The sequence below is a fragment of the Pseudomonas sp. B424 genome (assembly GCF_055408345.1).
Genome location: NZ_JBUZTL010000001.1, coordinates 125,370 through 144,573 on the forward strand (window position 1 = coordinate 125,370; position 19,204 = coordinate 144,573).

At 60.0% G+C, this 19,204-nt stretch carries 16 protein-coding genes and 1 pseudogene; 3 read left to right on the forward strand and 14 right to left on the reverse strand.

Features of this window, described 5'->3' with window-relative positions; genetic code table 11:
* The first annotated feature begins 131 nt into the window (after positions 1–131).
* Together ACZRMS_RS00490 and ACZRMS_RS00495 are read left to right on the forward strand one after the other, a co-directional pair.
* Positions 132–1,154, forward strand: a complete 1,023-nt coding sequence (locus ACZRMS_RS00490) for an iron ABC transporter substrate-binding protein (protein WP_463993646.1) — start codon at positions 132–134, stop codon at positions 1,152–1,154.
* On the forward strand, positions 1,154–2,707 hold the full coding sequence (locus tag ACZRMS_RS00495; protein ID WP_463993647.1) for an ABC transporter permease: 1,554 nt from the start codon (positions 1,154–1,156) through the stop codon (positions 2,705–2,707). Before ACZRMS_RS00490 ends, ACZRMS_RS00495 begins: the two co-directional genes overlap by 1 nt.
* Before the next feature lie 114 nt (positions 2,708–2,821).
* On the opposite strand, the gene ACZRMS_RS00500 is transcribed toward ACZRMS_RS00495, so the two are convergent.
* The 13 genes and pseudogenes from ACZRMS_RS00500 to ACZRMS_RS00560 form a co-directional block, all read right to left on the reverse strand.
* Complete coding sequence (locus tag ACZRMS_RS00500; protein ID WP_463993934.1) at positions 2,822–3,706, reverse strand: methyl-accepting chemotaxis protein; 885 nt, start codon at positions 3,704–3,706, stop codon at positions 2,822–2,824.
* Between the two features lie 21 nt (positions 3,707–3,727).
* Positions 3,728–4,471 (reverse strand): annotated as a pseudogene (locus tag ACZRMS_RS00505) (methyl-accepting chemotaxis protein); the annotation flags it as partial.
* Positions 4,472–4,890: 419 nt separating this feature from the next.
* Positions 4,891–6,180: an adenylosuccinate synthase gene (locus ACZRMS_RS00510; protein ID WP_463993648.1), complete on the reverse strand. Its 1,290-nt coding sequence runs from the start codon at positions 6,178–6,180 to the stop codon at positions 4,891–4,893.
* A gap of 54 nt (positions 6,181–6,234) precedes the next feature.
* Positions 6,235–7,422 carry an ATP phosphoribosyltransferase regulatory subunit gene (locus ACZRMS_RS00515; protein WP_463993649.1) on the reverse strand — a complete coding sequence of 396 codons (1,188 nt, stop codon included), beginning with the start codon at positions 7,420–7,422 and terminating at the stop codon, positions 6,235–6,237.
* A gap of 323 nt (positions 7,423–7,745) precedes the next feature.
* On the reverse strand, positions 7,746–8,624 hold the full coding sequence (hflC, locus tag ACZRMS_RS00520) for a protease modulator HflC (protein ID WP_463993650.1): 879 nt from the start codon (positions 8,622–8,624) through the stop codon (positions 7,746–7,748).
* Positions 8,624–9,805: an FtsH protease activity modulator HflK gene (gene hflK, locus ACZRMS_RS00525; RefSeq protein WP_048360332.1), complete on the reverse strand. Its 1,182-nt coding sequence runs from the start codon at positions 9,803–9,805 to the stop codon at positions 8,624–8,626. Before hflK ends, hflC begins: the two co-directional genes overlap by 1 nt.
* Before the next feature lie 96 nt (positions 9,806–9,901).
* On the reverse strand, positions 9,902–11,203 hold the full coding sequence (gene hflX / locus ACZRMS_RS00530; protein WP_048360333.1) for a ribosome rescue GTPase HflX: 1,302 nt from the start codon (positions 11,201–11,203) through the stop codon (positions 9,902–9,904).
* A 12-nt stretch (positions 11,204–11,215) separates the two neighbouring features.
* The gene (gene hfq, locus ACZRMS_RS00535) at positions 11,216–11,476 is read right to left on the reverse strand and encodes an RNA chaperone Hfq (RefSeq protein WP_003439025.1); all 261 of its coding nucleotides are present in this window, start codon (positions 11,474–11,476) and stop codon (positions 11,216–11,218) included.
* 90 nt (positions 11,477–11,566) lie between these two features.
* Positions 11,567–12,547: a tRNA (adenosine(37)-N6)-dimethylallyltransferase MiaA gene (miaA, locus tag ACZRMS_RS00540; RefSeq protein WP_463993651.1), complete on the reverse strand. Its 981-nt coding sequence runs from the start codon at positions 12,545–12,547 to the stop codon at positions 11,567–11,569.
* Positions 12,547–14,460: a DNA mismatch repair endonuclease MutL gene (mutL, locus tag ACZRMS_RS00545; RefSeq protein ID WP_463993652.1), complete on the reverse strand. Its 1,914-nt coding sequence runs from the start codon at positions 14,458–14,460 to the stop codon at positions 12,547–12,549. Before mutL ends, miaA begins: the two co-directional genes overlap by 1 nt.
* A complete protein-coding gene (locus ACZRMS_RS00550) occupies positions 14,457–15,881 on the reverse strand; it encodes an N-acetylmuramoyl-L-alanine amidase (RefSeq protein ID WP_463993935.1) in 1,425 nt (474 codons plus the stop codon). Before ACZRMS_RS00550 ends, mutL begins: the two co-directional genes overlap by 4 nt.
* 2 nt (positions 15,882–15,883) lie before the next feature.
* Positions 15,884–16,354, reverse strand: coding sequence for a tRNA (adenosine(37)-N6)-threonylcarbamoyltransferase complex ATPase subunit type 1 TsaE (gene tsaE, locus ACZRMS_RS00555; RefSeq protein WP_463993653.1), 471 nt, complete (start codon positions 16,352–16,354; stop codon positions 15,884–15,886).
* Positions 16,342–17,202, reverse strand: a complete 861-nt coding sequence (locus tag ACZRMS_RS00560; RefSeq protein ID WP_463993654.1) for an NAD(P)H-hydrate dehydratase — start codon at positions 17,200–17,202, stop codon at positions 16,342–16,344. Before ACZRMS_RS00560 ends, tsaE begins: the two co-directional genes overlap by 13 nt.
* Before the next feature lie 62 nt (positions 17,203–17,264).
* On the opposite strand from ACZRMS_RS00560, the gene queG reads away from it, so the two are divergent.
* Entirely contained in the window at positions 17,265–18,332 is a 1,068-nt protein-coding gene (queG, locus tag ACZRMS_RS00565; RefSeq protein WP_463993655.1) for a tRNA epoxyqueuosine(34) reductase QueG, read from the forward strand.
* Positions 18,333–18,447: 115 nt separating this feature from the next.
* Here the strand turns inward: queG and ACZRMS_RS00570 are convergent, their stop codons facing one another.
* Positions 18,448–19,059, reverse strand: a complete 612-nt coding sequence (locus ACZRMS_RS00570) for a trimeric intracellular cation channel family protein (RefSeq protein ID WP_019826256.1) — start codon at positions 19,057–19,059, stop codon at positions 18,448–18,450.
* Positions 19,060–19,204 lie beyond the last annotated feature (145 nt).

The following is a 19,204-nucleotide window of genomic DNA, read 5'->3' on the forward strand; positions in this document are numbered from 1 at the left end:
AGGCACTTTAGGGATCAAGCATCACATTTCGTCGCACTTGCACAATTGGACGCTGGGTCAAGCGCACTTGAGAAACAATATCGTTTATTATTGTTACAAGTTTTGTAGTACCCAAGCGAGGAACCCAGCGAATGATGCTCCGAAATACCCGGCTAGCGACATCTCTACTACGCGGTCTGACTCTCTCCATCCTAGGTCTTGTACTGACTGCTCCCGCCCACGCAGCCGACCCAGTGTCACTGACGCTGTACAACGGCCAGCACAAGGAAGTCGGCGATAACCTCGCCAAAGCCTTCGAAGCCAAAACCGGCATTCACGTCAATGTGCGCAAAGGCAGCAGCAACCAACTGGCCAGCCAGATCATGGAAGAAGGTGACCGATCGCCTGCTGACGTGTTTTACGCCGAAGAGTCGCCGCCCCTGAACAACCTGGGCGAGCAGGGCTTTCTGGCCAAGGCTGATGACAGCACCCTGCAGGTTCTGCCCAAAGACTACGTGGCCGCCAACGGCACCTGGATCGGCGTGACAGCGCGCACCCGGGTTGTCGCGTTCAACCCCAAGAAGATCAGCGAAGACCAGCTACCCAAGTCGGTACTGGATTTCGCCGACCCGCAATGGCAAGGCAAGATTGGTTTCGTACCCACCAGCGGTGCATTCCAGGAACAAGCCGTTGCGATCATCAAACTGCACGGCCGTGAAGCCGCTGAAGAATGGCTGACCGGCTTGCGCGCCTTCGGCAAGACCTACACCAACAACATGGTGGCACTCAAAGCGGTAGAGAACGGTGAAGTGGCTGCGGTACTGGTCAATAACTACTACTGGTTTGCCTTGCAGCGCGAGAAAGGCCAGCTGGACTCCAAGCTGTATTACTTCACCGATGGCGACGCGGGCGGCCTGGTTACCGTTTCCAGCGCCGGCGTGCTCAAAGCCAGCAAACATCCGAAAGAAGCCCAGCAATTGCTGGCTTACATGGCCAGTGAAGAAGGCCAGCGGGTGATCACCAACACCACCGCTGAATACCCGATGCGCAAAGGCATGGTGTCCGAGCGCGGCCTCAAGCCATTTGAAGAGCTGCAACCGCCAAAAGTGACACCTGCCGATCTGGGCAACGCCGAAGAAGCGCTGGAACTTGAACGTGATGTAGGCCTGCTCTGATGTTGTCTGCCGCCCAACCTGCACGCTTCACTGCCACCCGTAAAAAGCCTTCGATCTGGCTGCTGCTGCCCGTCCTGTTACTGGTGGGCCTGAGCCTGTTGCCGCTGCTGTATGTCGGCACCAAAGCCTGGCAAGCCGGATGGACTGAAGCCCTGCACCTGTTGTGGCGGCCTTACGTATTCGGCCTGATGCGCAACACGTTGCTGCTGATGGTCGGCGTCACCCTGACCTGCGCACTGGTGGGCCTGTCCCTGGCCTGGCTGCTGGAACGCAGCAACTTGCCGGGACGACGCCTGTGGGGCGTGATCCTGTGCCTGCCGTTCGCCGTACCGGCGTTCGTCAGCAGCTTCACCTGGGTCTCCCTGAGCGCGAGCTTTGAAGGCCTGGGCGGGGCGATTCTGGTGATGAGCCTGTCCAAATACCCACTGATTTTTCTGCCGGTCGCGGCCACCCTGCGCAACCTCGACCCGGCCCTGGAAGAGTCGGCTCGCACCCTGGGGCAGAATCGCTGGGGGGTGTTTGTCAAAATCACCCTGCCACTGCTCTGGCCCTCGCTGCTGGCCGGCTCACTGTTGATTGCCCTGCATATGCTGGTGGAGTTCGGCGCACTGTCGATCATTGGCCTGCAAACCTTTACCACGGCCATTTATCAGCAGTTTGAACTGGAGTTCAGCAACGCCAATGCGGCAATGCTTTCAGCCGTGCTGCTGGTGATGTGCCTGAGCCTGTTGTGGCTGGAGCTGAAAGTACGCGGCAAAGGCCGGCACATTCGCATCGGCCAGGGCGCGGCGCGGCGGGCTGAGCAAGTGCGCCTGGGCAAGCTGGCCATCGTCGGCCAGTTTTATTGCCTGGCACTGGCGATCATCGGCAGCGGCATCCCGCTGGGCATGCTGGTGTACTGGCTGGTCAAGGGCAGCTCGGCAGCCTTCCCGATGGCCGAGATTGGCGAGGCTCTGTTCTCCTCGCTGTCACTGGCCCTGGGCGGAGCGGCGCTGTGCCTGGTGCTGGCGGTGCCGGTCGGGCTGCTGGTGGTGCGCTATAAAGGTCCGCTGGCGATATGGGCCGAGCGCCTGCCCTACTTGCTGCATGCACTGCCGGGGCTGGTGATTGCCCTGGCACTGGTGTACTTCGCCCTGCACTACGTGCCGGCGCTGTATCAGACTTCCGCCCTGCTGCTGATTGCCTACGCATTGCTGTTCTTGCCGCTGGCGCAGGCACCGATCCGCACGGCCCTGAACAAGGCCGCACCGCAATTGGAAGAAGCGGCGCGGACGTTGGGCGCTACGTCGTTCTCGGCATTTTGCCGGGTGACGCTACCGATCATCTTCCCGGCCCTGGGGGCAGCGTTTGCACTGGTGTTTCTGGATGCGATGAAAGAACTGACGGCGACCTTGCTGCTGAGCCCGACCGGGCTTAACACCTTGGCGACACAGGTTTGGTCGCACACCTCCAACATCGAGTTTGCAGCGGCTGCGCCATATGCGGCGCTGCTGATCCTGGTGTCGGGGCTGCCGGTGTATTTGCTGACTACGAAGATGTATTTGAGCCGCTGACAGCAGATCTAACATACAACTTGTGGGAGCTGGCTTGCCTGCGATGGCATCGACGCGGGCATGCCGATGCACCGCATTGCCTGCATCGCGAGCAAGCCCGCTCCCACAGTCTCTTCACGCCCTGAACTGCCCCAAGCTCGCTTTGAGCTGCGCCGCCAGCCCGTCCAGCACCTTGCCGCTGGCCGTGGTTTGCGTCACCGCCTCGGCCGCGCGCTCGGCCTGTGCATGAATCACCTCAACCCGCCCACGCACTGCATACGCACCTTGCGCCTGATGCTCCGCCGCTTTAGTGGCCTCACCAATGGCGGTATGAACCTGCTCGACCGAGGCCTGCACGGTTTTCTGCAATTGCACGCTGCCACGCAGCACCGCCAGCCCTTCATTGGCTTGACGCCCCGCCAGCCCAATGGCCGCCACCGCCTCTTTCGCCCCCTGCTGCAACGCCACGATGTGCGCCTGAATATCGCCGGTGGAGCTTTGAGTCTTGCTGGCCAGTGCCCGCACCTCGTCTGCCACCACGGCAAAACCACGGCCCGTTTCCCCCGCCCGCGCCGCTTCGATGGCCGCGTTGAGGGCCAGCAGATTGGTTTGCTCGGCAATGCCGTGAATGACGGTCAGGACGACTTCGATCTGTTCGCTTTGTTGCGCCAGCCGTTCAATCACCTTGGCGCCCTCGCCCACCTGCCCCGCCAGCGCCTCGATCAGACCGCCAACCTTGGCCGAGGTGCGGGTGTTTTCATCGGTGGCCTGGCGAATATCGACCACTTGTTTGAGCGCGGCCTGCATCGCCTGGCTTTCGGACTGCGCCGCATCCGCCATGGTCGACAGGGCGTGCAGGCTTTGCGCAACTTCATCACGCTGCAACTGCGCGGCAGCATCTGCCCCGGCATTGCGCAAGGTCATCACACCGATCTCGACTCCGGTACGCTGCGCCACATCCCCCGCTTCCCGCACGATGGGTTGCAGCTTGTCGACAAAGCGATTGACCGCCGCCGCCATGTCACCGATTTCATCCTTGCTGTTAAGGCCCACGCGCTTGGTCAGGTCGCCCTCGCCCGCCGCCAGGTCATCCAGCGCGGCAATCAACAACAGCAACTTGTTGACCACCCGCCGCCCCAGCACCACGGCCAGCAACAGCAACACGCCCAGCCCCACAATCGCCAGCCCCATGCCTATGCGCCAGCGCAAGGTGTCGGCCGCATCGCGCACGGTCTGCGCGGTGTTGGCCTGCATCTGCGCCGCTGCAACCTGCGCCGACTCCAGGCGCGCACTCAAGGCCGCCGAGCTGTCGCTCGCAGCGCCTTGCAGGCTTTCGCCGACCAGTTGCTCACTGTTAACGATCAGGGTCGCAAAACGCTTATCAAGCGCCGCCAGGTCCTTCTCGACCGAGGCGGTGGAAACCCCCATCAGCACTTTGCCGATCTCGGCCCCATTGGGGCTGATGGAAGCTTCGAGGTAATACACCCCCGGATCACTTCGGGCGGCATCCAGCACCTTATCCAGCGCCCGCTCACCTTTGCCCTTTGCCAAAAGGGCCTGGTTGATCGGGTTGTCACGATTGAGATAACGCGTCAGATGCTGCCCCGTGGCGTCGTCATAGACCACGAACAACACATTGGGATTGCGCTGAGCGCGACGGGCGAAATCGGACAGTGTGGGCACATCATTGTCCCAAATGGCACGCGGTGCCACGGCAGCCAGCAACTGCGCCATGTCGTTGGCCGAATCCTGCAGGTTCTTCTCCAGCGACTGCCAGAGCTGCATTTGCTCCTCTTTCAAGCGCGGCTCAAGGCCCGCCGTCAAACGCTGGCGGGTGCTGGCAGACAGCCCCTCAAGGCTGCTTTTGACCTCACGCCCGGCTTGCTCGAGCTCGCGGGTCAGCGCCTGGCTGTCGGCACCCAGGCGCGCGTCCAGATCAGACTCCAGGGCAGTCACCGTGCTCCGTGTCAGTGCAACAGCCACCAGCACTTGCACCAATAGAGCGATACCGAGGGTAACGAAAACGGGCCGCAGCAGACGGCTTTGTAACAGTGAGAGAACGGCAGACACAGAAAACCCTCCACTTAGATGCCATTATTTTGATGGCACACTTATTGACGATTTTCACAGCAAGGGTCGTGCCGCACGGCAGGCAGAAACAACAAAAGGCCCCGAAGGGCCTTTTGTTTTACATCAACAGCGACTTAAGCGAACGGGTGACGCAGAACGATGGTCTCGTTGCGGTCCGGGCCAGTCGAAATGATGTCGATCGGCGCGCCGATCAGCTCTTCTACACGCTTGATGTAAGCGCGAGCGTTGGCTGGCAGCTCTTCCAGGGTTTTGGCACCCACGGTCGATTCAGTCCAGCCCGGCACTTCTTCGTACACAGGCTGCAGGCCTACGTAGCTGTCAGCGTCGGTCGGAGCAATTTCAACGCCATTTGCGTCGGTGTAGCCAACGCAGATGTTGATGGTTTCCAGGCCGTCGAGTACGTCCAGCTTGGTCAGGCAGATGCCCGAGATGCTGTTCACATCGATAGCGCGACGCAGAATAACGGCGTCGAACCAACCGCAACGACGGGCACGGCCGGTAGTAGCACCGAACTCGTGACCTTGCTTGGCCAGGTGAGCGCCGACATCGTCGAACAGCTCAGTCGGGAACGGGCCCGAACCTACGCGCGTGGTGTAAGCCTTGGTGATGCCCAGGATGTAGTCCAGGAACATCGGGCCAACGCCCGAACCGGTAGCAACGCCACCCGCGGTAGTGTTGGAGCTGGTCACGTACGGGTAGGTACCGTGGTCGATGTCCAGCAACGAACCCTGGGCACCTTCGAACATGATGTCTTTGCCAGCGCGACGCAGGTCGTGCAGCTCGGCAGTAACGTCGAGCATCAGCGGCTTGAGCAGCTCAGCGTATTCCTTGCACTCGGCCAGGGTCTTGTCGAAGTCGATAGCAGGCTCTTTGTAGAAACCCACCAGCATGAAGTTGTGGTATTCCACCAGTTCACGCAGCTTGGCTTCAAAGCGCGGCATGTTCAGCAGATCGCCAACACGCAGGCCACGACGGGCAACCTTGTCTTCGTAAGCCGGGCCAATGCCGCGACCGGTAGTACCGATCTTCAGCTCGCCACGGGCCTTTTCACGGGCCTGGTCCAGCGCCACGTGGAACGACAGGATCAGCGGGCAGGACGGGCTGATACGCAGGCGCTCGCGCACCGGTACGCCTTTTTCTTCCAGCTTGATGATTTCACGCAGCAGGGCGTCGGGAGCAACCACGACACCGTTGCCGATCAGGCATTGCACGCCTTCGCGCAACACGCCCGACGGAATCAGGTGCAGTACGGTTTTTTCGCCGTCGATCACCAGCGTGTGGCCAGCGTTGTGGCCACCTTGGTAACGCACTACAGCGGCAGCATGTTCGGTCAGCAGATCAACGATCTTGCCTTTGCCCTCATCACCCCATTGGGTGCCCAGGACTACGACATTCTTACCCATAACACTTGTCCTCATTCGCGCAAACTTGGTGCCGGCAGCCGCCGGCAGGAAAACTCAAGAAACCAGCGGCACTACTTGCCACAGGCCATTGTGCTGAATCAATTGGCGGTCGCAGTCTGCCTCAAGGGCGCCAGCCTGCTGTTGCCCAGGCAACGCCTGAACCACACGCTGACCTTCACTGCGAAGCTGGCAAACCTGCTGCCAGAGTGCCGCATCTGTGCTGTCAGGCATCCAGATACCGCCAGACGGTAACTCGACTTCAGCACGCCCCAGGGTCACCAGGGTTTTCAAATCGGTCGAAAAACCGGTAGCCGGACGGGCACGTCCGAAAACAGCACCGATATCGTCATAACGACCGCCCTGGGCGATGGAGTCCCCAACGCCCGGTACAAAGACCGCAAACACCACACCTGTGTGGTAGTGATAACCACGCAACTCACCCAGGTCAAAATACAGCGGCAACTGCGGGAAACGCACAGACAACCGCTCGGCAATCGCCAGCAAGTCGTCCAGAGCAGCCACGACCTGGGCCGGAGCCTTGGCCAGACGCTCACGCGCAGCAACCAGCACCTCGCGGCCGCCACACAAACTAACCAATGCCTGCAGCATGCCTGCCAAATCAGCCGGCAAGCCTTCGGTCAAGGCCGTTACTTCGTCGATCGCCTTGCGTTGCAGGGCGTCGAACAATTGTTGTTCCATTTCAACCGACAGGTTGGCCGCACGGGCCAGACCACGGTAAATACCAACATGCCCCAGGTCCATGTGCACATCCGGCACATCGGCCAGTTGCAGCATCGCCAACATCAGGCTGATGACTTCAACATCGCTGCTCGGGCTGGCATCGCCATACAACTCGGCGCCCAGCTGGATCGGGCTACGCGAGGATGACAACCCGCGCGGCTGAGCATGCAGCACGCTGCCGGCGTAGCACAGACGGCTCGGGCCTTCGCGACGCAGGGTATGCGCATCGATACGCGCCACTTGCGGCGTGATGTCGGCACGAAAACCCATCTGGCGACCCGTTTGCGGGTCAATAACCTTGAAGGTACGCAAGTCGAGATCCTGGCCAGCCCCTGTCAGCAGGGACTCCAGGTATTCGATATGCGGGGTGACGACGAACTCATAGCCCCAGCTCTGGAACAGATCCAACACCTGACGGCGCGCCACTTCAATACGGGCTGCCTCAGGTGGAAGTACTTCTTCGATGCCATCTGGCAAGAGCCAGCGGTCTACCGTTGCCATTACGCCATTCCCCTATGATCCGGGCGGCCAGCCAGCAGGCGAGCCTTGAGTAAAGCAGAACGTGGCTGCGTCTTGAACGCGCACAGCAAAAAAGCCCAAGCGACAGGCTTACACAGCACATTCCTCGAAAAATCTGCCGATGCTGTGACAGCCATTCGGTCAATCAAACATGCAGACGCAAAAAAGCCGGGAATTTCCCGGCTGCCGCATCATACACTCGTTTTCTAAAAGGATCACCCCGCCAGGCAATTTGCCCGCCCGGCGGAATGAATGCATGCGCCCGATTGTTACGCCAGAGGCCGGCAATCGGGCTGCATGATGCCTTACTGTTGCGCTGGCTTGGATTTTTCCAGGTAGCGGAAGAAATCGCTGCTTGGGTCCAGTACCAGAACGTCGCTCTTGTTCGCAAAGCTTTCGCGGTAAGCGCGCAGGCTGCGATAGAACTTGTAGAACTCCTGATCCTGGCCATAGGCCTTGGAGTAGATCGCGGAAGCCTGGGCATCACCATCACCGCGAGCTTCTTCGGACTGGCGATACGCCTCAGCCAACAGCACGCGGGCTTGACGATCGGCGTCAGCACGAATGCCTTCTGCCAGCTCGTTACCCTTGGCACGGTGCTCACGAGCTTCACGCTCACGCTCACTGCTCATGCGCTCGAACACACTGCGGTTTACTTCTTTAGGCAGGTCGATGGCCTTGACCCGAACATCAACTACTTCGATGCCCAGCTCTTTTTCAGCCATTTTGTTCAACGATGCCGTCAGATCAGCCATCAGCGCATCGCGCTCACCGGACACAACCTCGTGCAGCGTGCGCTTGCCGAACTGGTCACGCAGGCCGGATTCCAGACGACGCGACAAGCGCTCGTCAGCAATCTGCTTCATGCCGGAGGTCGCAGTGTAGAAGCGCTCGGCATCTTTCACGCGCCACTTGGCGAAGGCATCAACCATTACCGCTTTCTTTTCCAGCGTCAGGAAACGCTGCGTCGGAGCATCCAGCGTCATCAGACGAGCGTCAAACTTGCGCACCTGGTTAACGTAAGGAATCTTCATGTGCAGGCCTGGCTGAACATCGGCCTGAACCACGCGACCGAAGCGCAACATAACGGCACGCTCGGTTTGCGAGACGATGTAGAAGCTGTTCCAGGCAACAATCGCCACAACAACGGCAACAATAAGGGCGATCAGCGATTTATTGCTCATCAGCGGCTCTCCCGGGTGCGCGGTGGTGTAGGCAGATCCGAATTGACATGGGATGCCGAATCTTTATTGCCCGCCGCGGCGGCTGAACCCGTTGCAGGGGTGCTGCCATTACGGCCTTCGATCATTTTGTCCAGCGGCAAGTACAGCAGGTTGCTCTGGCCGTTTTTGTTACCGGTCACGAGAACTTTACTGGTGTTGCTGAAGACTTCCTGCATGGTGTCCAGATACAGACGATCACGCGTAACTTCTGGAGCCTTGCGATACTCGGCTACCAATTTGGTAAAGCGATCTGCCTCACCCTTGGCTCGAGAAATCACTTCATCGCGATAGCCGTTGGCGTTCTCGATGATGCGCTGAGCCTGACCGCGCGCTTCCGGCACTACGCCGTTGGCGTAGCTTTCAGCCTGGTTGCGGGCACGCTGCTCGTCTTCACGGGCGCGAATCACGTCATCGAAGGCTTCCTGCACTTCACGCGGTGCCGCTGCGCTCTGTACGTTCACCTGAGTCACGGTGATACCGGTCTTGTAGGTATCGAGGAAACGCTGCAAGCGCTCTTTGATATCCACAGCCATCTGCTCACGACCTTCGGTCAGGACCTGATCCATTGCAGTGGAACCCACTACGTGGCGCAAGGCACTGTCGGTAGCCTGTTGCAAGCTGACTTCCGGTTGATCAACGTTCAACACGAAGTCGCGCAGGTTGCTGATCTTGTACTGCACGGTCAGCGGCACTTCGACGATGTTTTCGTCTTCAGTGAGCATCTGACCCTGCTTGGTGTACGCACGCTCACGCGTCACGTTCTCCATGTACTTTTTGTCGAACGGCGGGAAGTAGATGTTCAGGCCAGGCCCAACGGTGTCGTAGTACTTGCCCAGGCGCAGCACCACGGCTTGCTCCTGTTCGTCGACTACATAGACCGCGCTGTATAGCCACGCAGCCGCCAGCACGACCAGCCCGATGCCGAGCAAACCGTAACCGGCGCCCTTGCCATTCGAACCACCGTCACTGCCGCTACCGCCAGTACGTTTTTTTCCACCACCGAACAACCCATTCAGGCTTTCCTGCAGCTTTCGGAAGGCCTCGTCGAGATCTGGTGGTCCCTTGCGGTCGCCATTATTAGGGCGTTTGCCACCCCAAGGATCTTGATTATTCGAGTTGCCACCCGGCTCATTCCAAGCCATAGCGCTCTCCATCTGATAAAGCAAAGACGCGCCCACGGCGCGCCGACCAATGCTACAGAATGCCTATCACAGCGGCACAGCCGCTTTGCGAGGCTTTTATTGCAAAGTGTGTTCTTCGATGAATTCCAGCGGTTGCATCCCTTCGCGGCTAACCAAGCGGTTCAGCTCGGCTCGCGGCAGGCGCACGTCCAGCAAACTGGAGCCCTCGTCGTCATGCTCTTCTTTCTGCACAACACCCAGTTCGAAGAACTGTGCACGCAGTCGAGCAAAACGTTGCGGCAAGCGCAAGGTGCCAACGAACAAATCATTACCCAGCAACTCGGCGATGGCCTGCTCAAGCAACTCCAACCCTTGGCCGTCACGGGCCGATAACCAGACCCGTTGCGGCTTGCCGTCGGCATCTCGCTGGATCTGCGGCTCGACACCTTCAAGCAAATCGATTTTGTTGTAGACCTCGAGGATCGGCAAGTCCTGGGCACCAATTTCACCCAGCACCACCATCACCTGCTCGATCTGCGCCATGCGCTCAGGTTCGTGCGCATCGATCACGTGCAGCAGCAAATCGGAATTGCTCGACTCTTCGAGCGTAGACCGGAAAGCCTCAACTAGCTTGTGCGGAAGGTGACGAATGAAACCCACGGTATCGGCCAGGACAATTGGCCCCAGGTCGCCCAGATCAAGACGGCGCAAGGTCGGGTCGAGCGTGGCGAACAACTGGTCAGCGGCGAATACGTCAGAACCGGTGACCTTGTTGAACAACGTGGATTTACCGGCGTTGGTATAGCCCACCAGCGAAACTGTAGGAATATCGGCGCGCTTGCGCCCTCTACGGGACTGCTCGCGTTGACTGCGGACTTTTTTCAGACGGGACTTGATCTGGCTGATGCGCACACGCAACAGACGGCGGTCGGTTTCGAGCTGGGTTTCACCCGGCCCGCGCATACCAATGCCGCCACCTTGGCGCTCAAGGTGGGTCCAGCCACGCACAAGACGCGTGCTCATGTGGTCAAGCTGGGCCAGTTCGACCTGCAACTTGCCTTCATGGGTACGGGCGCGTTGAGCGAAGATATCGAGAATCAGCCCGGTGCGATCAAGTACGCGGCACTCGAAAACACGTTCGAGGTTACGTTCCTGACTGGGCGTGAGCACGTGATTGAAGATCACGATGTCGACCTTCTCGGCCTTGACCAGGTCGCGCAACTCCTCGACCTTGCCACTGCCAATCAGGTACTTGGCCGATGGCCGATGACGCGGCACGTTAAAAAACGCGACGGTCTCGGCGCCGGCCGATACAGCTAACTCCTGGAACTCCTGCGGATCTTCGCGCGCCTCAGGGTCCTGTCCTTCCAAGTGAACGAGGATTGCCCGCTCACCACCACCGTGGCGCTCAAAGAACAAAGCAGACTCCTATCAAGCGTTACCTGGTTCAGCGTCTGCCAGTTCCGATTCAGCTGCGCTTGGCAGACGAATTGGACGTACTGGTACGACTGTCGAGATTGCGTGCTTGTAAACCATTTGGCTGACGGTGTTTTTCAGCAGAATCACGAACTGGTCGAAAGACTCGATGGTCCCCTGCAGCTTGATGCCGTTGACCAGATAGATGGAAACGCCAACCTTCTCTTTACGCAAAGTATTCAAGTAAGGGTCTTGTAGCGAATGCCCTTTTGACATATGCCGCACTCCTGTAAGGATAAAAAATAGAAACAAAAATTAGATGACCGCTGTCGCCACATCCATAGGATAGACGGCATTTGCCAAGACTCAGCTCAATATGGAGACCGATTCCAGGTATTTCAAGGCTCGTGGCAGATTGTCGCAGTCCAGGCTGTCCAGCCAATGCAGATCTTCCCAACTGCGCAACCAGGTGAACTGACGCTTCGCCAACTGGCGCGTGGCGATGATGCCGCGCTCCTGCATCTCGGCCGCTGTCAGCTTGCCGTCCAGGTAATCCCAGACTTGGCGATAGCCTACAGCACGTATAGACGGCAACCCTGCATGCAGGTCACTTCTACGGCGCAGGCTTAAGACCTCGTCAACGAACCCCTGTTCCAGCATCTGCCCGAATCTTTGTGCAATTCGCTCATGCAGCACCTGACGGTTCGCCGGAGCGATGGCCAGATGCGCGACAGTATAGGGCAATTGGCTGTGCCCAGAAGCCGCTGCTTTAATCGTTTGTTCAGATTGTTTTTGCCGATGCTCTGTCACGCTCATGCCGCTGACCCGATAAACCTCCAGCGCCCGAGTCAGTCGCTGGGGGTCATTGGGGTGAATCCGCGCCGCAGACTCCGGATCAATCGCCGCCAACTGGTCGTGCAAGGCTTGCCAGCCAAGGCGCAAGGCCTCTTCTTCGAGCTGCGCACGCACCACGGCGTCGGCCGCCGGCATGTCCGCCAGGCCGTCAATCAAGGCTTTGTAATAGAGCATGGTGCCGCCCACCAGCAGCGGGATATTGCCCCGCGCGGTGATCTCGGCCATGGCTTTGAGCGCATCGCGGCGAAAATCTGCCGCCGAATAGCTCTCAGCCGGATCGAGAATATCGATCAACCGGTGAGGATGAGCGGCCAGGATTTCTTTGGACGGTTTGGCCGTACCGATGTCCATGCCGCGATAGACCAGGGCCGAATCGACACTGATCAGCTCGCATGGCAGCACCTTGCTCAGCTCGATGGCCAGATCGGTTTTGCCGGCAGCCGTTGGCCCCATCAAAAAAATGGCCGGGGGTAAAACGTTGGAACCTGTCATCAGCGACCGCGCAAAAAGAGTTTGTCCAAGTCGTCCAGGCCCATTTGGGTCCAGGTGGGACGACCATGATTGCACTGACCACTGCGCTCGGTGTTTTCCATATCGCGCAACAAGCCGTTCATTTCCGGGATCGCCAGGCGGCGGTTGGCCCGGATGGCACCGTGGCAGGCCATGGTGCCGAGCAGTTCGTTGAGGTGCGCCTGAATCCGGTCACTGGTGCCGTATTCCATCAGGTCGGCCAGCACGTCGTGCACCAGACGCTGAGCCTCGGCCTGCTTGAGCAAGGCCGGGATCTGGCGGATGGCGAGGGTTTCCGGGCCAAGGCGCTGCAGCTCAAAGCCCAGACGCTGGAACCACTCGGCATGCTCTTCGGCGCAATCGGCTTCACGCTGACTGACCGCGATCGACTCCGGCACCAGCAGGGGCTGCCCGCTCAGGCCTTCACTGGCCATGGCGATCTTGAGGCGCTCATACATGATGCGTTCGTGGGCCGCGTGCATATCCACCAGCACCAGCCCCTGGGCGTTCTCGGCCAGGATGTAAATACCCTTGAGCTGCGCCAGGGCGAAGCCCAGCGGGGGGATATCGCCCTGCCCGTCGGGCAGCGGCGCCGCGTTGGCTTCGGGCAGTGGCGCAAAAAACTCGCGATAGGCATTGCGCGCTTCTTCGGCAGGAACCGAAGGCGCAGATGACTGAGGCCGGTACTGATACTGAAACCCCGCCCCGGCGCCCGAACCCGCTACATGCCGGGTCGGCGCAGATTGTGGTTGTTCCAGCGCATTAGCTGCCAGGCGCATTTCGCCTTGCGGCCCGAACTCCCCGGCATCGAGCCCCGTCGGACGTTCGGCCCCGGGAACCGGCGCAGGCGCGGCCAGTTGATCTTCCGGGCGTACATCGCCCAGGGCTCGGTGCAGGGTGCCATACAGAAAATCGTGAACCATTCGCCCGTCACGGAAGCGGACTTCGTGTTTGGTCGGGTGCACGTTGACGTCGACCACCGAAGGGTCGACCTCAAAGAACAGCACAAAGGTCGGGTGCCGGCCGTTGAACAGCACGTCCCGATACGCCTGGCGCACCGCATGGGCCACCAGTTTGTCGCGCACCGCACGACCGTTCACATAGAAATACTGCAGGTCGGCCTGGCTGCGGGAAAAGGTCGGCAAACCGACCCAGCCCCATAAATGCAAACCGTTGCGCTCGATCTCGATCGGCAGTGCCTGCTCCAGAAACGCAGAGCCGCATACCGCCGCCACACGCCGGGCACGAGCCGTATCGTCACGGGCCTCATGCAGGTTGAGGATGGTTTTACCGTTGTGGCGCAGATTGAATGCCACATCAAACCGCGCCAGCGCCAGGCGTTTGATCACTTCTTGCAGGTGATCAAACTCGGTTTTTTCGGTTTTGAGAAACTTGCGCCGCGCCGGGGTATTGAAGAACAGGTCACGCACTTCAACCGAAGTGCCCACCGGGTGCGCGGCCGGCTGGACCCGGGGCGCCATGTCACGACCCTCGGTTTCGACCTGCCAGGCCTGATCTGCATCACGGGTGCGCGAAGTCAGGGTCAGACGTGCGACGGAGCTGATGGAGGCCAGGGCCTCTCCGCGAAAGCCCAGGCTCATTACCCGTTCAAGGTCTTCGAGGTCGCGAATCTTGCTGGTGGCGTGGCGTGCCAGGGCCAGCGGCAAGTCGTCGCTGGAAATGCCGCTGCCATCGTCACGCACCCGCAGCAGCTTGATCCCGGCCTGCTCCACATCCACGTCAATACGCTTGGCGCCCGAGTCGAGGCTGTTTTCCAGCAACTCCTTGATCACCGAAGCCGGGCGCTCAACCACCTCGCCCGCCGCGATCTGGTTGGCCAGTCGCGGGCTGAGCAGTTCAATACGGGCGCTGCTGTTCAGCTCAGCGTCACTCATTGCTTGGACACCAGCTCGGAGGCCGGAATATTCAGGTTCTGGCCGACTTTCAATTCATCGGTTTTCAGGCTGTTACTGGAACGCAATGTCGCCACGCCCACCTGATAACGCACAGCAATCATCGCCAGGGTTTCGCCAGGGCGAACCGTGTGTTCGCGGGCGCCCTGGGCAATCTTGCCGGTATCACGCAACCAGGCGATGTAAGTGCCTGGCGGCGGGTTTTGCTGGAAGAACTGACGCACGCCGCTGCTGATCGAGCGCGCCAGCGCTTGCTGGTGGCTGCTCGACGCCAGCTTGGAGGCTTCGTTGGAGTTCGAGATAAACCCGGTTTCGACGAGGATCGACGGGATATCCGGCGACTTGAGCACCATGAAGCCGGCTTGCTCCACACGCTGCTTGTGCAGCGGTGTCACCCGACCAATGTTGCTCAAGACTTTCTGACCCACGTTCAGGCTGGATGTCAGCGAAGCCGTCATCGACAGATCAAGCAACACCCCCGCCAGCATGCGGTCCTTGTCGTCGAGGCTCACGTTACCCGCGCCGCCGATCAAGTCAGAACGGTTTTCGCTGTCTGCCAGCCAGCGAGCCGTCTCGGAAGTCGCACCACGCTCGGACAACGCAAATACCGAGGCACCAAAGGCCGCCTTGGACGGTGCGGCGTCAGCGTGGATCGACACAAACAGATCGGCGCCCTTCTTGCGGGCGATTTCGGTACGGCCACGCAGCGGGATAAAGTAATCGCCGGTACGTGTCAGCTCAGCTCTGAAGCCTTTCATGCCGTTGATCTGGCGCTGCAACTCTTTGGCAATCGCCAGCACCACGTGTTTTTCGCGCTGGCCGCCAGAACCCGAAGCGCCCGGGTCTTCGCCGCCGTGGCCGGCGTCAATGACCACCACCACGCTGCGCTTGCCACTGGGGATCGGAGGCAATTTCACGTCAGGTTGAGCGGGAGTGACCGGCACCACAGGCACCGTGGCCACATTGGTGGCGGGCAAACTTGGTGTGAGGTCGGCGCCCTGATCATAAAGATCAACCACCAGGCGATTGCCGTACTGCGCATTCGGCGCCAGCACAAAGCTCTTGGGAGTGACGGCCTTTTTCAGGTCGATCACCACACGCAAGTCAGTCGGAGTGCGTTGCGCCGAGCGCATGCTGGTAATCGGCGTGTTGGCCGTGGCCACGTTCAACGGCCCGGCCAGGGTCGCACCGTTGATATCAATCACCAGACGGTCGGGGGCTGTCAGCGTAAAGACGCTGTGTTGCACCGGGCCCGTGAGGTCAAAGACCAGTCGTGTGTTGTCCGGCGCACGCCACAAACGCACGCTCTTTACCTGTGTTGCCGCCACAGCATTGATCGCCATGACACTGAGCAACACACCTACAACACTCAACAACGCGCGAAAGCGCATACCAAACCCCATCATTATTTGAATTCCAATGCCAACGCGGCACACCACGACTCGCCACGCGATCCCTGGGGCAATAACTGCAGCGAGCGCCCGGCGTCAAGCGGGCTAATGGTAATGGTCAGGTCAGGCTTTGGCAAAAAGCCTGAGCCTCTGTTCGGCCACTCGATCAGGCATAACGCCTCGCCGTCGAAGTAATCGCGAATCCCCATGTATTCCAGCTCTTCAGGGTCCTCCAGACGATAGAGGTCGAAATGAAACGCCCGGACATCACCGATTTCGTAAGGCTCCACCAATGTAAATGTAGGACTTTTTACAGAGCCCACATGCCCAAGGCCGCGAATAATGCCTCGTGACAGGGTGGTTTTACCCGCGCCCAAGTTCCCTTCAAGAAAAATCACCCCATGTCCTTGGGTGATTCGAGCCAACTGCCCGCCAAAAGCGACCATGGCCTCTTCATCAGCCAGTTGCAGTGTTAATTCAGACACGGTGCTTGCTCCTCCAACAACTGACGAATGGCTGGAATCAAATCACTGGCCGCCAGCCCACGGCCCAATTGTCCTTGTTGTTCACCGGCGCGGGCATGCAGCCACACAGCCAGACACGCCGCCTCGAAGGCGCTCATGCCCTGCGCCAGCAATGCGCCGATCACGCCTGCCAGCACATCACCCAGACCGGCCGTAGCCATGGCCGGATGACCTTGATTACAAATGGCTAATTGGCCATCCAGCCCTGCAACCAGAGTGCCTGCTCCTTTTAAAACGCAGACCACTGAGTATTTTTTAACCAGAGCCCGGGCCGCTGCCGGGCGATCGCCCTGAACTTGCTCGGTGCTGATGCCCAATAACCGCGCAGCTTCGCCCGGATGCGGGGTAATCACGGAGCCCCGCGCCAGCTCAACGCCAGCGTTGGACAACAGATTCAAAGCATCGGCATCCCACACCTGCGGCATTTTTGCCTGCGCGGCGGCCGACAACAGACTACGCCCCCAAGGCGCCAGCCCCAAACCCGGCCCCACTACGAGCACCGAGGCTTGTGCCAAAACCCCCATCAACTGGTTGGCCGACAGCACGCCCAGGGTCATCACCTCGGGCACCCGCACCAACGCGGCGGCCACGTGCTCGGGGCGAGTGGCCAGCGACACCAGCCCTGCACCACAGCGCAGGGCTGCATGGGCACTCAAGGTGATTGAACCGCCAAACCCGCGGTCGCCACCCACCAGCAGCACGTGCCCGAACTGGCCTTTATGGGCCCTTGGGTCACGGCCAGGCAGTCGCGGCAGCTCATCTGCGAGAAGGGGTTTGGGTTCAGCAAACAGGTGTTTGGTCTGCGGCATGCGTGTCGGGCTCCGATGTCTGGCAGAATTATACGCATCTCAGCCCCGGTTTCTCTTGCCTCATGCCTGCTATTACTGCCGACCTCCCCGCTCTCGCTCAGTCCATCAAGGAATGGGGCCGCGAGTTGGGCTTTCAACAAGTGGCCATTACCGGCCTCGACCTGGGAGAACACGAGCACCATCTGCAGCGCTGGCTTGATGCCGGCTACCACGGCGACATGGAGTACATGGGCGCTCACGGCAGCAAGCGCTCACACCCTGACGAGCTGGTGCCCGGTACATTGCGCGTGGTTTCCCTGCGCATGGACTACCTGCCCGGCGACACCCACATGGCGCAATTGCTGGCCCAACCCGAAAAAGCCTATATCTCGCGTTACGCCCTGGGCCGCGATTATCACAAGCTGATCCGCAAGCGCGTGCAGCAACTGGCCGACCGCATCCAGGCCGACATCGGTCCGTTTGGCTTTCGCGCTTTTGTCGACAGCGCCCCGGTGCTGGAAAAAGCCATCGCCCAACAGGCCGGGCTGGGCTGGATAGGTAAAAACACCCTGGTGCTCAATCGCAAGGCGGGCAGCTACTTCTTCTTGAGCGAGTTGTTTGTCGATATACCGCTGCCGGTCGACCCGCCTCACGAGACCGAGCACTGCGGGCGCTGCACCGCGTGCCTGGACATTTGCCCCACCAATGCCTTTGTCGGGCCCTATGTGCTGGATGCGCGGCGCTGCATTTCGTACCTGACCATCGAATTGAAAACCGCGATCCCCGAAGACTTGCGCCCGCTGATTGGCAATCGGGTGTTCGGTTGCGACGACTGCCAGATCGTCTGCCCCTGGAACCGCTTCGCCCGCACCACCGCCGAAGGCGACTTCAAGCCACGGCACAACCTGGACAACGCCGGGCTGGCCGAACTGTTCATGTGGGATGAGGACAAGTTTTTGAGCAGCACCGAAGGTTCGCCCTTGCGCCGCGCCGGGTACGAGCGCTGGCTGCGCAACCTGGCCGTGGGCCTGGGCAATGCGCCTTCAACGATCCCGGTGCTGGAAGCGCTGAAGGCGCGGCGTGAGTATCCATCGGAGTTGGTGCAGGAGCATGTGGAGTGGGCGCTGAAACAGCATGCCCAACGTGCATAAAACAAAACCCTGCGGGAGCGGGCTTGCTCGCAATGCAGGCGACTCGGTGCAGCTGATTTCACCGAGGTGATGCCATCGCGAGCAAGCCCGCTCCCACCCCTTCTGCACCCCAGGCTTAATGCTCGTCGTTGTAAACGAACTTGGGCATTTCCCAGTTAAACCGGATCGCCAGCAACCGCAGCAGCAGCCCGCCGAACAAGGTGACGAAAATCGCCTGTTCGTTGGGCATCTCCAGATACGTGCACAGCAAAAAGCACCACGCGGCCGCGAACGATACGCTGGCGTACAGCTCGCGCCGGAAGATCAGCGGGATGTCGTTGCAGAAGATGTCCCGCAGAATGCCGCCGAACACACCGGTAATCACCCCGCTCACCGAGGCCACCAGCATGCCCTGGCCCATTTCCAGCGCGGTCATGCAGCCAATCAGGGTAAACGCCACCAGCCCCAGCGCATCAAGCACCAAAAACAGTGAGCGCAAGTGACGCATCAAAGGCGCGATAAAGATCGTCACCAGGGCAGCAAAGGTGGTGAGCACCAGGTATTCCGGGTGCTTGACCCACGTCAGCGGGTAATGCCCCAGCAACACATCGCGCACCGAACCGCCGCCTAGCGCAGTGACGCACGCAATCAGCACCACCCCAAACCAGTCCATGCCCCGACGTCCGGCAGACAGCGCGCCGGTCATGGCTTCGGCAGTAATGGCAACTAAATAGAGCATCAGCAACATGGCAGCGATCCTTGCAAGAAGGCGCGCAGTCTACTCATTTGGCGAGGGCACCAAAAGAGGGCACCAAGCACGTCTCTTTGTGGGAGCGGGCTTGCTCGCGATGAAATCGCTGCCGCTCGCCAGGTCAAACGAGTCACCTGCATAG

Bases quoted from the DNA above. Each gene is read 5' to 3' on its own strand.
- miaA (WP_463993651.1), bottom strand. From the start codon at position 12,547: ATGACAGGTTCCAACGTTTTACCCCCGGCCATTTTTTTGATGGGGCCA.
- ACZRMS_RS00500 (WP_463993934.1), bottom strand. From the start codon at position 3,706: ATGGCGGCGGCGGTCAATCGCTTTGTCGACAAGCTGCAACCCATCGTG.
- ACZRMS_RS00570 (WP_019826256.1), bottom strand. From the start codon at position 19,059: ATGTTGCTGATGCTCTATTTAGTTGCCATTACTGCCGAAGCCATGACC.
- ACZRMS_RS00550 (WP_463993935.1), bottom strand. From the start codon at position 15,881: ATGGGGTTTGGTATGCGCTTTCGCGCGTTGTTGAGTGTTGTAGGTGTG.
- ACZRMS_RS00515 (WP_463993649.1), bottom strand. From the start codon at position 7,422: ATGGCAACGGTAGACCGCTGGCTCTTGCCAGATGGCATCGAAGAAGTA.
- ACZRMS_RS00495 (WP_463993647.1), top strand. From the start codon at position 1,154: ATGTTGTCTGCCGCCCAACCTGCACGCTTCACTGCCACCCGTAAAAAG.
- ACZRMS_RS00510 (WP_463993648.1), bottom strand. From the start codon at position 6,180: ATGGGTAAGAATGTCGTAGTCCTGGGCACCCAATGGGGTGATGAGGGC.
- hfq (WP_003439025.1), bottom strand. From the start codon at position 11,476: ATGTCAAAAGGGCATTCGCTACAAGACCCTTACTTGAATACTTTGCGT.
- hflK (WP_048360332.1), bottom strand. From the start codon at position 9,805: ATGGCTTGGAATGAGCCGGGTGGCAACTCGAATAATCAAGATCCTTGG.
- ACZRMS_RS00490 (WP_463993646.1), top strand. From the start codon at position 132: ATGATGCTCCGAAATACCCGGCTAGCGACATCTCTACTACGCGGTCTG.
- queG (WP_463993655.1), top strand. From the start codon at position 17,265: ATGCCTGCTATTACTGCCGACCTCCCCGCTCTCGCTCAGTCCATCAAG.
- ACZRMS_RS00560 (WP_463993654.1), bottom strand. From the start codon at position 17,202: ATGCCGCAGACCAAACACCTGTTTGCTGAACCCAAACCCCTTCTCGCA.
- mutL (WP_463993652.1), bottom strand. From the start codon at position 14,460: ATGAGTGACGCTGAGCTGAACAGCAGCGCCCGTATTGAACTGCTCAGC.
- hflC (WP_463993650.1), bottom strand. From the start codon at position 8,624: ATGAGCAATAAATCGCTGATCGCCCTTATTGTTGCCGTTGTTGTGGCG.